Origin of the sequence: Enterobacter sp. 118C5 (assembly GCF_034107645.1) — a bacterium.
Lineage (GTDB): Bacteria > Pseudomonadota > Gammaproteobacteria > Enterobacterales > Enterobacteriaceae > Enterobacter > Enterobacter nematophilus.
This window is the reverse complement of the sequence record NZ_JAWNEU010000011.1, coordinates 1-13,699: the sequence shown is the minus strand read 5'-3', so window position 1 is coordinate 13,699 and position 13,699 is coordinate 1. Positions and strand designations below refer to the sequence as shown.

The window sequence follows — 13,699 nt, the reverse complement described above, 5'->3', positions numbered from 1 at the left end:
GAAACGCTTCGGCGATTTACAGCCGGACCAGGGCATCGCTGAAAGTCTTAACTCGTTCTGAAACAACGTTATTGCTTCTGCTTATAAATTACTGGGGATTCCTCAATCCACAGGGAGAGGGAGAAAAACGGTACATCAGGCCTCACGTTTCCCCGGGAACATCACGCTCGCAATAATCCCCAGCGCCAGCACGCCCAAGACCACAAACAGGCTGGCCGTCGCGCCAATGCTATAACCGTGGTGCCAGAAGTGATCGGTCGCATTCAGACCCAGCTTGAACGCCACGAAGAACAGCAGCAGCACCACCGCTTTCTCCAGGTGCACCAGATACTGCTTCAGCGCCTCCAGCACGAAGTAAAGCGTACGCAGGCCGAGAATGGCGAACATCATGGCGCTGTAGATAATCAGCGGCTCGCGGCTCACCGCGATGATGGCCGGTACGGAGTCAAACGCGAACATCACGTCAGAGAGTTCCACCACCGCCACGCAGAGCAGCAGCGGCGTTGCATAGCGTTTCGCCTTCTTCACGCGGCCAACCGTTACGTCCTGGTTTTCCGGCTTCTCAAGCTCCGCATCCACCTCTTTCTGCGTCAGGATAAACGCGTGGCTGCTGATTTTCGGCCAGACGGGGTAAAAGCGTTTCACCAGGCGATAGGCAAGGTGACCCGAGTAATCTTCCACTTCGTCGCTCTCTTCATTGCGTCTGAGCATCATCACTGCCGTCCAGCCGACGACCAGCGCGAAAATCACCTCAACGTACGGCCCCAGGCTCAGCAGGCTGGTGCCGATCGCCACGAAAATCCCGCGGAAAACAATCGCCCCCAGCACGCCCCAGTAGAGCACGCGGTGACGGTACTTATCCGGCACGCCGAACCAGGCGAAAATCGCCATCATCACAAACAGGTTATCGATGGAGAGCACCTCTTCCAGCGCGTAACCGGTGAGGAACAGGCTCGCCATCTCGGCGCCGTGGTGGATGTACAGAAACCCGGCGAAGGCCATCGCCATCGAGAACCAGAAAACGGACCACATGGCCGCACTTTTCAGCGAAACAGGTTTATCGTGACGGTGCATGAAGAGGTCGATAAACATCGCCCCAACGGCCATCACCACAAAGACAACAACGGTTTCAGTCGGGAAACCGAGATGAGCAGAAGCCATGAATCTATCCTTAACATTCATCTGCGCGCTGGCAGAGACAACGTTTGCAACAAAAAGATGAAAACGCCCGTATCACCGGGCAAGAGAATAATAATAACACTTCTTCGCGCCAGCCCGGAAATGTAAATGTGATGTTAAAATTGCCTGAGGGAGAAGAGGTTAAAAACGCGTAACGCGACGGCATAATGTCCTGCATTAACATGCATCCCTTTCATACATCTCATAAAGGCCAATTATTCTTTCATTATTCTGAGAGTTTTATCAGCAGAGCGTCACCCGATATTCAGCGAGTAGTAAACAAGCCGTAAAATTCTCAGAAAGAAATGCTGATTAAACTCTGATAAGAAAATCGTAACTTACTGATTTTAAATGAACAAAAGACAAATCACAGCGTTCTCACTTTATTTTTTTTAAGCTCTTGTTAACCTGATTACGACATATATTCAGACTTCTGGCGATGGAAATTGTTCATACGTACTGGTAAGCAATGATGAATACCCGCGTTAACTTTTCGCATTAACGGAATATCCGCATGTCGCGGACGCAATAACTCTGTTGAGTTACAACTCTGAAATAATAATGTTCTAACATTTACACACTAAGGAATAGTTTAAAGATGAATAAATCCGTCATTGCCATGGGATTATTATTGGCTGCCGCTGCCAGCCCTTCCAGCCATGCGGCAGATGCAGTTCCTGGTAAGGGTGCAGGGCAAATCAATTTCACGGGCACTATTACCGAGAGCACCTGTGATGTCGATATTAACGGTCAGGGTGGTAACCCAACGATTGAAATGGGTACCATCTCGTCTTCTGCATTTAAAGCAAAAGGTGACGTTGCAGGTATTCACCGCATCCAGATAGACCTGTCCAACTGCGATACCAACGTTCTTAAAGAAGCCGGAGCACGATTTGGCGGTGCTTATGATCCTATCGATAACAATCTGCTCGCGCTTAAAACCGGCGACGACACCGCAAAGGGTTTGGGGATTGAATTCCTTAATGAAGATGCAACATCCCTGAGACTGGGTGATAACCCAAATAAGTTTATTCCTATTACCGGTGATGGCACCACGGGGAAAGCCACCCTGCTGTATTCAGCCCGTTATAAATCAACCCTTGATAGTGTGGTCGCTGGTAAAGCAGACGCTGTTGCGGATTACACCATTATCTATAAATAAATTACTCGACTCAGTTCCGGGCAATGAATAATAGCCCGGAACACAAGGATGTTTTATGTTAAGGAAACGCTACCTGACGCTGCTGGCCTTGCTCTTTGGCTCTTGTTTGTCACACGCCAGTGTGACCTTATCCAATACGCGAGTGGTATATAATGCCGACAAGAAAGAGAGCAATATTAATGTCAGAAACAATACTGCCAACCCTTTCCTGGTACAAAGCTGGGTACAGGGCAATGATACACAGGGTACCAAAGCCCCGTTTATTGTGACGCCACCGCTATTTCGTCTTGATGGAGGTAAAGCCAACGCACTACGTATTATCTATAACGGCGCCGCGTTGCCTCTGGATCGTGAGTCGCTTTTCTGGCTCAACGTAAAATCGATCCCGTCCTCTTCAAGAGAGGATGTCAACAAACTGCAGATAGCGGTAAACACCCGGATCAAATTATTTTATCGCCCGGCGAATCTGGCAGATGAACCGAGGGACATTGGCAAGAATGTTCAGTGGTCTGTTAAAAACAATGAACTCATCGTAAGCAATAAATCGTCTTATTACATTTCATTTGCGGAGGTGAAGATCAATAACAAAAAATGGTCAGAGATTGATATGCTGGCACCTAAAAGCAGTAAAAAAATTACTGAGAATAACGCGCAATTAAAAAACAACGCGACCGTACAATGGAAATATATCAATGATTATGGCGGCAACAGCCCGTTAATCACACAAAAAATAGAATAACGACTTTAAAATAATAACCTCTCAGGGATATTTTTCATGACTATATTTTGGGGCATTCGTCCAGCACTTTGCTTTGCCTGGATATTACCCAGCGCACTATACGCCAGTGATTATTTCGACCCGGCGTTTCTGGAAACAGGCGGCGCGCCGCGTACCGCAGTCGATCTTTCTCTCTTTGAGAATAAAGATAGCCAGACACCCGGCGTTTATCGTGTTGACCTCTTTCTTAACAAGAAAATGATCGACACGCGCGATATCACGTTTAGGCTCGAAGAGAACGCACAGCATAAAAATATTCTCGCTCCGTGCCTTAGCAAGGAGACGCTTCAGTCGTTTGGCGTAAAAACAGCGGCCTTCCCGCTGCTGCAGGATGATACCCAGGGCTGCGCGAAACTGGCGGCAATCCCACACGCGAGCAGCGAGTTTGACTTCAGCGAGCAGGCGTTAAGACTTAGCATTCCCCAGGCGGCGCTGGACAGCCAGGCTCACGGCTACATCGATCCCGCGCGTCGGGAGCAGGGAATTCCGGGCCTGTCGCTCAGCTACAACTACAGCGGCGCCAGCTGGACCTCGAATAACGGGACGGGAACCGATAGCCAGTACCTTAGTCTGCGTCCGGGTCTGAACGTTGGCCCATGGCGTTTACGCAATTTTTCGACCTGGAGCAATAGCCAGGGGCAAGCCGGTCGCTGGGAATCGGTCTATACCTATTTACAGCGCGATATCAGCGCCCTGAATAGCCAGCTGATTGTCGGGGATAATAGTTCTACCTCTGACGTCTTTGACAGCACCCCATTTCGCGGCGTGCAGCTCTACTCCGACGAACAGATGCTTCCGGGAAGCATGCGGGGCTATGCCCCCGTAATCCGCGGTATCGCCCGTACTAATGCCCAGATCACCATTTATCAGAATGGCTACAGCATTTATCAAAGCTATGTCCCGCCCGGCGAATTTGTCATCAACGATCTTTACCTCGGCAGCAGCGGCGAGCTGAAAGTGGTTGTGAAAGAGGCGGATGGCAGCGAGCAAGTCTCTTTAGTCCCCTACGCGTCGTTAGCGGTTATGCAGCGGGAAGGACAATATAAATATGAAGTCATTAGCGGCACCTATCGTTCCAGCAGCAGCGATGCTGAGAATGCGCCGTTTTCGCAAGGGAGCCTGATTTACGGTCTTCCATGGGAAACCTCGATATACGGTGGCATGCAGGCCGCCAGTCAATACCAGTCCCTGCTCTTTGGCATGGGAAAAAACATGGGGGATTTTGGCGCACTCTCATTTGATATTACCCAGGCCTGGGCAACCACCAAGCATGCAGAGAAAAACCGGGGGCAGTCGCTACGCCTTCGCTATAACAAAAACCTGCTCTCTACCGGCACTAACGTTGCGATTGCGGGCTATCGCTACTCAACGTCCGATTACTACACGCTGGGCGAAACGCTGAGCAGCTACCACTCGGAGCACTCTATCCCGGAGCGACGTCGCAGCCGTACGGAACTGACGCTGAACCAAAATCTGGGAGACAACCTCGGCTACCTCTCCTCCATGCTGGTCAGCGAGGATTACCACACCAGCAAAAAACGCACGACCTCCGCCACGCTGGGCTATGGCAATAGCTGGAACGGTATTAGCTATAGCCTGAACTACAGCCACTATCTGAACGTAACAAAAGAGGATAACCAGCGTCGCTATAACCAGGACAATCTGTTCAGCCTGAGCGTAAGCGTTCCTCTGGACAAATGGCTCCGCTCTGCACGTGCCGGTTACTCATTTTCCGCAGCAGATAACCGCTCGCCTGGCCACAGCGTTTCCCTGAGCGGCAGCGCCCTTGAGGACAATAACCTGAACTGGAGCGTACAGCAGAACATCAACCCAGGCAGCCAGGCAAACAGCAGTGATGTATCGCTTAGCTATAGCGGACGCTATGCGCAGGTTGGCGCCGGGTATGGCTATAGCCGGGACGCACAGCGGCTGAATTATAACCTGCGAGGCGGCGTGCTGGTTCACCCGCATGGCGTCACGCTGGCGCAGTCGCTGGGTGAAACGGTCGCTCTGGTTGAAGCGCCGGATGCAGCGGGTGTCAGCGTCCGTAACCACGCTGGCGTGCGTACCGACTCCCGGGGATATGCCGTGGTGCCGTACCTGGCCCCTTATCAGGAGAGCACAATCCAGCTGAGACCCGACACGCTGCCAGATGATGTTGAGCTGGAAAGCAATAGCCATAAAGTCGTTCCCACCCGGGGAGCCATCGTTCGGGCACGTTTTACCACCGCGGTGGGTAAACGCCTGATGATGACGCTGAAAGATGCGCAGGGTAAACCCGTTCCGTTCGGCGCCGTTGTTTCTCAAAACACCACCAGCAGCATTGTGGGTGATGAAGGCAGCGTATTCCTTACCGGTATGGCAGAAAAAGGAACGTTAGACGTGAGCTGGGGTAAGAAACCCAATCAGCGTTGCCAGGTTAACTATCAGCTTTCTGGCCAGGAACCCACGATTAGCGGAATTGTGCAGTTAACGCAGACCTGCAAAAAAACCGTTAATGATTTAAGGAATTGATGATGAAAAAATTAGCGTTACTCGTGTGCCTGGCAGCAGGCGGATTGATGGGATCGCCTGCCTTTGCTGCTATTCCGGGCAGTTGCTGGCCAATTGGCGGAGCAACCGTTTTTCCGATTAGCAAAAATCTCACTGCCGAACATATACCAGGGTCTGTACAGGAGGGATGGGATAATAATCGAAACTTTTCGGGCATATGCTTCTGTATAAACTCGTCCGATAAAGAAAGTGTCTTCTTTAAATTTACCAGTGACGTGCTGAAATCGGGAAGTGGTAAACGTAATGGCGAGTTTATTTACTATCCATTCGATGAAGAGAAAGGTATTAATATCGGCTTTAAGATAGACATTGGTGGTACTATCCAAAATCAAGCGACTGTTGATTTGCAAAATAGTTCAGGGGTAGATAATCAAAACATAACGAATTTAGATTGTGACGATGTTAATGAAGAACATCCGTTTAAAACGGGTTCTAGCGGGACGGTTTCAGTAGAGTTAACCAAGAAGATCACAGGCCAACATGTATACCCTGCACAAGAGCTACTTACAGTTTACGCCCGAAAAAAATCAGGTGATTTCGATCCCACTAAACCGTTTGTGAAACTCAATTTTGAAATGATTATTACTATTCCGCCAAATTGTACGATTAATGGCGGAGAACCCATTAACATCCCGTTTGGTGATATTACAGCAAATGAATTTACGCCTGAAGCCAACAGTAAGCAAAAAAGCATTCCGCTCAACGTAACCTGTGATGACGAAGCGGATGTCAGAAGGGCGGAGATTAAATTCCGCACCTCCGACTTTAATGACGCTGGTTTTATCAGAACCCGTAATAAAGAAGGAGGAGATCGCAACGATTTAGGAATAAAACTTGAACACAACGGTAATAAAATTGATGGCAGCAGTTCGGCCATTCCGACACAGGGGGGTAATGTCACTATTGTAGCTACGCCCGTGCAACAAGGAGAAAAATCTCCAGAACCGGGAAAATTTGAAGCCACCTCAACGCTGGATTTCGAGTTTAAATAAAGAAAAAACTTAATCCACTAAAGATACATCTTATTTCACTGCAACTCATAGCACTATAGAAATGAGTTGCCGGGTAACTTAAATGGATTTGTATAAGGATATATAACATGAAACTGAAAAGTAAAACGCGCGTAGCACTTTGCGTTGCGGCCATATTAGGTGCAGGCATGACGGCCTCTCAGGCCATCGCCAGCGATATTGAGCCCTACTCAGCGCCTTTCTCCATCAAGGGAGAAAAGAGTAAAGACTATTTCGGTATGACAATGGCCACGATCGGTAAGTTTTCCGATAAGGACAATGGCTCACATATCGCGGGCGAAGATATTGTGATTACGGCCCCCTGGGGGGATAGCGCGAAAGGGCTCGCGTACGTTATTTTCGGTACTTCCGGCGGTAAAACCATGCAGGAAGTGAACAACGTAGGTGAATTCGATCCGCAAAACGCGCTTAAAATCTTCCACAGCAATAAAGCGAATAAGCCTGGCTCAGTGACGACAAAATGGATGGGCGTCGCGGTACGCAAAATTGGTGATATTAACGGCGATGGATATGACGATTTAGTCATCGCCTCCCACTGGCATGATCAGGTCTATATTATCTGGGGCGGGCCGCATCACCGCACAGGCGCGCGGCTTTCTAATCAGATAGACCTCAATGATATCGACAACGGCGATGCTCGCCTGGGTATTCGCATCCGTACGGTGAATTCTTCAGGCAATGCTAATACCGGTGGCTGGTTTGGCGCCGCGGTAGGCCCAATTAAATATAAAAATTCTGCTGTGGCCAACAAGATGGTCGATCTCGCTATCGGCGATATCGAAGGCACTGGCGGACGCGGCGGCGCGGTCATTATCTACGGCGCCCAGAAGCCTGGCGACCAGTGGCAGAACATTGATATTAAGCGCAACAGCCTGGGCGACTGGGAGATCCCTGCCGCGACCGGCGCCTATATTCGTCCGCAGATGACCGCCACCAACGGTCCGGAGAAACCGCTTAACTACAACCTCGGGCAGCAGATCGGCGATGTCGGAGATATTAACGGCGACGGCTTCAGTGATTATCTGATCGTCGACCCGGAATCCGTCAATGAAGGCCGTAAATCAGAAAACAGCGGCGCTGATGGACGCGGCACGGCGTATCTTGTCTACGGCAGCAGTTTCAACCAGGGGAATCTCGACATCGCCTCGCTAAACGCGACGCAAGCGACCCGTCTTCACGGTATGGGGGCGGCTTTCCTTGGCGGTCAGTCTGGGGGAGGTGAAGGGAGTAACGATCATAGCGCCTATACTCAGGATAAACCCAATAACGGCACCATCACGCCGTTAGGTAACTTCCTGAGTACGCACTATAACGCTTTTGCGATCAGCGCCCCCGCCGACATGGGCATCGACAAAAAGCGTTCCGGGCTGGTCTGGATTATCAAAGGTAAGACCGACGGCACTAAGCTGCCATCCTCCCTGTTCCTTGATGCGGCGCACACCCGGCTGAACTTCAACAAAAACTTTAGCGTACGAGATGGCTATGCCATTTACGCCGACAGGCCTGGCAGCAAGCTGGCAGGGTTCGGGAATAGCATTCTCGGAAACGTGGATCTGAACGGTGACGGCAAGAAGGATCTGGTGATTGGCGATCCGAATGCGCTGAACTCCAGCGGCACTCAGGTGGGCGCCGTGTATGTGATCAACGGCGGTAAAAGCCTGGATGATTACGCTGACGATGAGGGCATGATCAATATTAATACGCTGGTGAGTGAAGGCGTTGCGAAAGTCTACTGGGGTAAAAATCAGTATGAAAAATTCGGTGCCTCCGTTGCGGCCGGCAGCTTCAATGGCTTCACCCAGGATAGTCTCGCCATTGGTTCTTACCGTGATAACAGCTGGACGGGTAAAGTCACCTTCCGCATTGCGGATTACATCATCCCGGATTAATTCTTACGTCATCTGAATGGGGCAACACCGCCGGGGAGGAGACTCCCCGGCAATTTATTGCGCATTTTGCAGCGCCTGCGCGCACGCCCAGGCGCTCGACCATGCCCACTGGAAGTTGTACCCGCCGAGCCAGCCGGTCACGTCCATCACCTCGCCGATAAAGTAGAGCCCCGGTACGTTACGCGCTTCCATCGTGCGTGAAGAAAGCTCATTCGTATCAACGCCGCCCAGCGTCACTTCCGCCGTGCGATACCCCTCGGTGCCGTTTGGCTGAACGCGCCAGTTCGTCAGAGTTTCAACCAGCATCTCTTGTTCGCGGCTGTTAAGCTGCTTGAGCGACACATCCGGGATCTGCCCCAGCCCCTGCAAACACTCTACCAGACGCTTCGGCAGCTGCATCGCCAGGGTATTTTTCAGGCTCTGATTCGGGTGTGCTGCGCGCTGCTCGTTGATGAACGCGTCCAGATCGCAGTCCGGCACCAGATTGACCGTGACAAATTCGCCCGGCTGCCAGTAGCTGGAGATTTGCAAAACCGCCGGACCGGAGAGGCCGCGGTGGGTAAAGAGCAGATTTTCGCGGAACACCGTCCCGTCTTCGGCAGTAATAACGGAGGGAACAGAGACGCCGGAAAGCGTCTGAAGCTGCTCCAGCAGCGGCTTATGCAGCGTAAACGGCACCAGCCCGGCGCGGGTTGGCAGCACCTTCAGGCCAAACTGCTCGGCGATTTTGTAGCCGAACGGTGAGGCGCCCAGTCCCGGCATCGAGAGGCCGCCGCTGGCGATGACCAGATTTTCGGCGCTGACGGTGTCACCATTGAGCTGCAGCGTGTAGCCCTGCTCGTCGCGGGCGACCTCAAGCACTTCCGTGCGCAGGCGCATAACCACGCCGCCCTTCTCACACTCGGCTACCAGCATATCGACAATCTGCTGCGCGGAGTCGTCGCAGAACAGCTGTCCCAGGGTCTTTTCATGCCACGCGATGCCGTGCTTACCCACCAGGTCGATAAAGTCCCACTGGGTGTAACGCGCCAGCGCAGATTTACAAAAATGACGGTTCTGGCTCAAATAGGCCGCGGGTTCGACATAAAGATTGGTGAAATTGCAGCGCCCGCCGCCCGACATCAGGATCTTGCGGCCTGGCTTTTTTCCGTTGTCCAGCAACAGTACGCGACGACCCGCCTGTCCGGCCATCGCCGCACAAAACATACCCGCCGCACCGGCGCCAATTACCACGGCATCAAACCTTTCCACGTCAAAACCCTCTTCGTTAACTGCCGCGGATTGTAAAGTTTCCTCTGTGGTCACACCAGCGTAAAAAGATATTACAAAGCCATTCCATTGAAATTTAACGATTATCCTTTCAGGCACTTTTCTCAAATCAGGTGGTATGTCAAAAAAAGTCTATATTTCACTTTGCCCGTTGCGCATTTGTCCTGGATAATGCGCCGCGTTCATGTCCTCAAAATGGCGTAACGTCCTATGCTACATTTGTTTGCCGGCCTGGATTTACATACCGGGCTTTTACTATTGCTTGCTCTGGTTTTTGTACTGTTTTACGAAGCGATCAACGGCTTCCACGACACTGCAAACGCAGTAGCAACGGTTATCTACACTCGCGCAATGCGATCGCAGCTTGCGGTTGTTATGGCGGCGGTATTTAACTTTTTTGGTGTCCTCCTGGGCGGACTGAGCGTTGCGTATGCGATCGTGCATATGCTGCCAACGGATCTGCTGCTTAACGTGAGTTCCGGTCATGGCCTTGCCATGGTGTTCTCAATGCTGCTTGCTGCCATTATCTGGAACCTCGGTACCTGGTATTTTGGCCTGCCTGCATCCAGCTCTCACACTCTCATCGGCGCGATTATCGGTATCGGGTTAACTAACGCCCTGATGACCGGGACATCGGTTGTTGATGCGCTGAACCTGCCTAAAGTACTGGGCATTTTCGGCTCTCTGATCATCTCCCCTATCGTGGGTCTGGTGGTAGCGGGTGGATTGATTTTCATCCTGCGTCGCTACTGGAGCAACACGAAGAAACGCGCGCGAATCCACCTCACGCCAGCAGAGCGTGAGAAGAAAGACGGCAAGAAAAAGCCGCCGTTCTGGACGCGTATCGCCCTGATCATTTCCGCTATCGGCGTGGCCTTCTCTCATGGCGCGAACGACGGGCAGAAAGGCATTGGTCTGGTGATGCTGGTTCTGATTGGCGTCGCTCCGGCGGGCTTCGTGGTGAATATGAACGCGTCTGGTTACGAAATTACCCGTACCCGTGATGCGGTCAACAACGTTGAGACCTATTTCCAGCAGCACCCTGAGCTGCTGAAAAAAGCGACCGGCGTTGATCAGCTGATCCCTTCCCCGGAATCAGGTGCAACGACGGCACCGGGCGAATTCCACTGCCATCCGGCTAACGCGATTAACGCGCTGGAACGTGCCAAAGGCATGCTGGGCAATATCGAAAGCTACGACAAACTGGCCGTTGAACAGCGTGGTCAGCTGCGTCGTATCATGCTCTGCATTTCTGACGTGACCGATAAAGTCGCGAAGCTGCCAGAGGTGAATTCAGACGACAAACGTCTGCTGAAGAAACTGAAAAGCGACATGCTCAACACCATCGAGTACGCGCCAATCTGGATCATCATGGCCGTCGCGCTGGCACTGGGTATCGGTACAATGATTGGCTGGCGTCGTGTGGCGACCACCATCGGCGAGAAGATCGGTAAGAAAGGCATGACCTATGCGCAGGGTATGTCCGCGCAGATGACGGCTGCGGTATCTATCGGTCTGGCAAGCTACACCGGTATGCCGGTATCCACCACCCACGTACTCTCCTCGTCCGTGGCAGGTACCATGATTGTTGACGGCGGCGGTTTGCAGCGCAAAACCGTGACCAACATTCTGATGGCCTGGGTGTTCACCCTTCCGGCGTCCATCCTGCTGTCTGGCGGTCTGTACTGGATTTCGCTGAAGCTGATTTAATCGGTTGAAGGCGACAAAAAAGCGGGTCAGGAAACTGACCCGCTTTTTTTATGGCTGTTATTTGTAGTCGGACGTTTTATAACGCAAGGATTTTCTGAACATTTTTTGTCCAACCCTATATCAAAGAAAAATCTATCATGGCGCCCAGAAGAAAAACCAGACAAAGGAGAATGTATGGCTTCTGTCCCTATTGCAGGACCAGGTTCAATAGTTATAGCGAACAACATGCGTGAAGCACGCCTTCACGGTATGTCGCGTAATATGGCCACACCCTCAACGTATTATTGGTTCTACCAAAAAGTCCGCAATGGTGGTCCCTGGGATTATAAAAAATTCGACCCATACTTTGCAGCATTTGGTAACTTCAATTTCGGCGCCGCCGGAACTGCTGCGGGCATCCCCGCAAATATCCTTCTTATGGGCGCAGGCTGGGCTCAAAGCCGTGCTGGCACCTCAAAAAAATGGCACGAAAAACCACCTTACGGGGACGACCCGACGGACCAACGCAATATCAGAGAAGGAATAGAGTATGCCATTCAAAACGGCTACTAAATGGATTCATCGCCTTGTGACATTATCGCTTTTAGCTCTTGTCATTGGATTTTTTTGGCTCAACCACCAGCCCAACCGGCAAGCGAGTGATGAACTTCAACGCGTTTATCAATTATCTGACCGCGTCTGGCTCTATATGACCGTGAACAACCAAGGCGGCGCAACCGTGCCAACAATCTACCGCTACTATCTCTCGCAAGAGATAGCAGGGGAAGATACTGACATTATCCAACAGCTCGCAATGAAGCATCCGGTCATTGAAGGTACAGGCACAATTACCTCTGCCAGCATTGATGCAAACGGAGAAGTGAAAATTACCTATAGCGGGAAGGTCATCTCGATTGAGGACACTGTTTCAAATCTCCAGTTCTCAGTTAAGCCCTGAGCCAGATGAAACAAGGCGGGGCTTACCCCGCCTGCTGTCATGCTCAGTGCCAAATCATCAATGCAATCATACTGACCACGACCAGCCCGCACAGGGCGCTGGTCAAAATGAACTGACGACGCAGACGCTCGCAGCGACGGATAAATTCTTCATCGTGATGATCGCGGTAGCGCTGGTAGTAGATATACCCCACCAGACGCATCTGCTTGCTGGGCTGTCCATGCGAGGTGAAGAACCCTCCACCGTCCACATACTGATACAGCAACGGATCGCAACCACGAAGTACCACTAACAGCGCACGTAACGATGAGAAGTAGCGCGCCATATTCACTATGCAAACTACGCATAACGCCCAAAACAATGCGACGGTGCTAATCATACATCCTCCCCGGCGTCCGCCCACGAAGCAAGGCTCCTGAGCTACCGCACCCCAATGCCCTGACAGACAGTTCAGTGAAAGAATGACCAAAAGTCGATCCGGTTCGCGTTTTAATATCCGAACGGCTCATTAAATAGTGTAGGAGATCCGTTAATTTTTTTGCCACAAGGTTAATCGTTATCAACACCAAAGCTTGAAAAATATGTTTAACTGGGCCGTAATGAAAGCATCAGACGACGGCTTTCCCATTTAGTCATCGATAACTTAAGGAAGGAGTAACACTATGGCTTACAAACACATTCTCATCGCGGTAGATCTCTCCCCGGAGAGCAAAGTGCTGGTTGATAAAGCGGTATCCATGGCACGTCCCTACAACGCGAAAGTCTCCCTGATTCACGTTGATGTGAATTACTCCGACCTCTACACCGGTCTGATCGACGTTAATCTGGGCGATATGCAGAAACGCATCTCCGAAGAGACGCATCACGCGCTGAGCGAGCTCTCCACCAACGCGGGCTATCCGATCACCGAAACCCTGAGCGGCAGCGGCGACCTGGGCCAGGTGCTGGTTGATGCGATTAAGAAATACGATATGGACCTGGTGGTATGCGGTCACCATCAGGACTTCTGGAGCAAGCTGATGTCTTCAGCGCGCCAGCTGATTAACACCGTTCACGTGGACATGCTGATTGTTCCGCTGCGCGACGAAGAAGACGAGTAAGTGCATTAAATTCCCCTCACCCTAGCCCTCTCCCCAAAGGGGAGAGGGAACGATCGAGCCCCTCACCCCTATGGGGAGAGGGGTTGGGGTG

Annotated in this window: 12 protein-coding genes; 9 read left to right on the top strand and 3 right to left on the bottom strand. The window is 51.5% G+C overall.

All coding sequences use genetic code 11. The annotated features are described in order from the left end of the window. Nucleotides 1-135: 135 nt before the first annotated feature. Nucleotides 136-1,161, bottom strand: coding sequence for a TerC/Alx family metal homeostasis membrane protein (locus UTO39_RS16850; RefSeq protein ID WP_266179768.1), 1,026 nt, complete (start codon nucleotides 1,159-1,161; stop codon nucleotides 136-138). Nucleotides 1,162-1,777: 616 nt separating this feature from the next. On the opposite strand from UTO39_RS16850, the gene UTO39_RS16845 reads away from it, so the two are divergent. From UTO39_RS16845 to UTO39_RS16825, 5 genes are all read left to right on the top strand, one after another. Then, nucleotides 1,778-2,341 carry a fimbrial protein gene (locus UTO39_RS16845; protein WP_320727626.1) on the top strand — a complete coding sequence of 188 codons (564 nt, stop codon included), beginning with the start codon at nucleotides 1,778-1,780 and terminating at the stop codon, nucleotides 2,339-2,341. Nucleotides 2,342-2,396: 55 nt separating this feature from the next. Further along, nucleotides 2,397-3,080, top strand: a complete 684-nt coding sequence (locus UTO39_RS16840) for a molecular chaperone (protein ID WP_320727625.1) — start codon at nucleotides 2,397-2,399, stop codon at nucleotides 3,078-3,080. Between the two features lie 36 nt (nucleotides 3,081-3,116). After that, nucleotides 3,117-5,633, top strand: a complete 2,517-nt coding sequence (locus tag UTO39_RS16835) for a fimbria/pilus outer membrane usher protein (protein ID WP_320727624.1) — start codon at nucleotides 3,117-3,119, stop codon at nucleotides 5,631-5,633. Then, complete coding sequence (locus UTO39_RS16830) at nucleotides 5,633-6,664, top strand: fimbrial protein (protein WP_320727623.1); 1,032 nt, start codon at nucleotides 5,633-5,635, stop codon at nucleotides 6,662-6,664. The genes UTO39_RS16835 and UTO39_RS16830 overlap by 1 nt, the downstream gene beginning before the upstream one ends. Before the next feature lie 107 nt (nucleotides 6,665-6,771). Continuing rightward, nucleotides 6,772-8,592 (top strand): integrin alpha, encoded by a 1,821-nt coding sequence (locus UTO39_RS16825; RefSeq protein WP_320727622.1) that lies wholly within the window; start codon nucleotides 6,772-6,774, stop codon nucleotides 8,590-8,592. Between the two features lie 54 nt (nucleotides 8,593-8,646). On the opposite strand, the gene UTO39_RS16820 is transcribed toward UTO39_RS16825, so the two are convergent. Continuing rightward, nucleotides 8,647-9,843, bottom strand: coding sequence for an NAD(P)/FAD-dependent oxidoreductase (locus tag UTO39_RS16820; protein WP_320727621.1), 1,197 nt, complete (start codon nucleotides 9,841-9,843; stop codon nucleotides 8,647-8,649). Between the two features lie 228 nt (nucleotides 9,844-10,071). Between UTO39_RS16820 and pitA the strand changes: the two genes are divergently transcribed. From pitA to UTO39_RS16805, 3 genes are all read left to right on the top strand, one after another. Further along, the gene (gene pitA, locus UTO39_RS16815) at nucleotides 10,072-11,571 is read left to right on the top strand and encodes an inorganic phosphate transporter PitA (protein ID WP_061096814.1); all 1,500 of its coding nucleotides are present in this window, start codon (nucleotides 10,072-10,074) and stop codon (nucleotides 11,569-11,571) included. A 174-nt stretch (nucleotides 11,572-11,745) separates the two neighbouring features. Continuing rightward, nucleotides 11,746-12,123, top strand: a complete 378-nt coding sequence (locus UTO39_RS16810; protein ID WP_320727620.1) for a polymorphic toxin type 44 domain-containing protein — start codon at nucleotides 11,746-11,748, stop codon at nucleotides 12,121-12,123. After that, nucleotides 12,101-12,508 (top strand): hypothetical protein, encoded by a 408-nt coding sequence (locus UTO39_RS16805; protein WP_151412416.1) that lies wholly within the window; start codon nucleotides 12,101-12,103, stop codon nucleotides 12,506-12,508. Before UTO39_RS16810 ends, UTO39_RS16805 begins: the two co-directional genes overlap by 23 nt. Before the next feature lie 43 nt (nucleotides 12,509-12,551). Here the strand turns inward: UTO39_RS16805 and uspB are convergent, their stop codons facing one another. Further along, nucleotides 12,552-12,887 (bottom strand): universal stress protein UspB, encoded by a 336-nt coding sequence (gene uspB / locus UTO39_RS16800; protein ID WP_003861224.1) that lies wholly within the window; start codon nucleotides 12,885-12,887, stop codon nucleotides 12,552-12,554. Nucleotides 12,888-13,170: 283 nt separating this feature from the next. Here uspB and uspA point away from each other — a divergent pair, with 283 nt between their 5' ends. Next, a complete protein-coding gene (uspA, locus tag UTO39_RS16795) occupies nucleotides 13,171-13,608 on the top strand; it encodes a universal stress protein UspA (RefSeq protein WP_003861223.1) in 438 nt (145 codons plus the stop codon). Nucleotides 13,609-13,699 lie beyond the last annotated feature (91 nt).

Coding starts and splice junctions, on each gene's coding strand:
- UTO39_RS16840 (WP_320727625.1), top strand. CDS start 2,397: ATGTTAAGGAAACGCTACCTGACGCTGCTGGCCTTGCTCTTTGGCTCT.
- UTO39_RS16805 (WP_151412416.1), top strand. CDS start 12,101: ATGCCATTCAAAACGGCTACTAAATGGATTCATCGCCTTGTGACATTA.
- uspB (WP_003861224.1), bottom strand. CDS start 12,887: ATGATTAGCACCGTCGCATTGTTTTGGGCGTTATGCGTAGTTTGCATA.
- UTO39_RS16835 (WP_320727624.1), top strand. CDS start 3,117: ATGACTATATTTTGGGGCATTCGTCCAGCACTTTGCTTTGCCTGGATA.
- UTO39_RS16830 (WP_320727623.1), top strand. CDS start 5,633: ATGATGAAAAAATTAGCGTTACTCGTGTGCCTGGCAGCAGGCGGATTG.
- uspA (WP_003861223.1), top strand. CDS start 13,171: ATGGCTTACAAACACATTCTCATCGCGGTAGATCTCTCCCCGGAGAGC.
- UTO39_RS16845 (WP_320727626.1), top strand. CDS start 1,778: ATGAATAAATCCGTCATTGCCATGGGATTATTATTGGCTGCCGCTGCC.
- UTO39_RS16850 (WP_266179768.1), bottom strand. CDS start 1,161: ATGGCTTCTGCTCATCTCGGTTTCCCGACTGAAACCGTTGTTGTCTTT.
- UTO39_RS16810 (WP_320727620.1), top strand. CDS start 11,746: ATGGCTTCTGTCCCTATTGCAGGACCAGGTTCAATAGTTATAGCGAAC.
- UTO39_RS16825 (WP_320727622.1), top strand. CDS start 6,772: ATGAAACTGAAAAGTAAAACGCGCGTAGCACTTTGCGTTGCGGCCATA.
- pitA (WP_061096814.1), top strand. CDS start 10,072: ATGCTACATTTGTTTGCCGGCCTGGATTTACATACCGGGCTTTTACTA.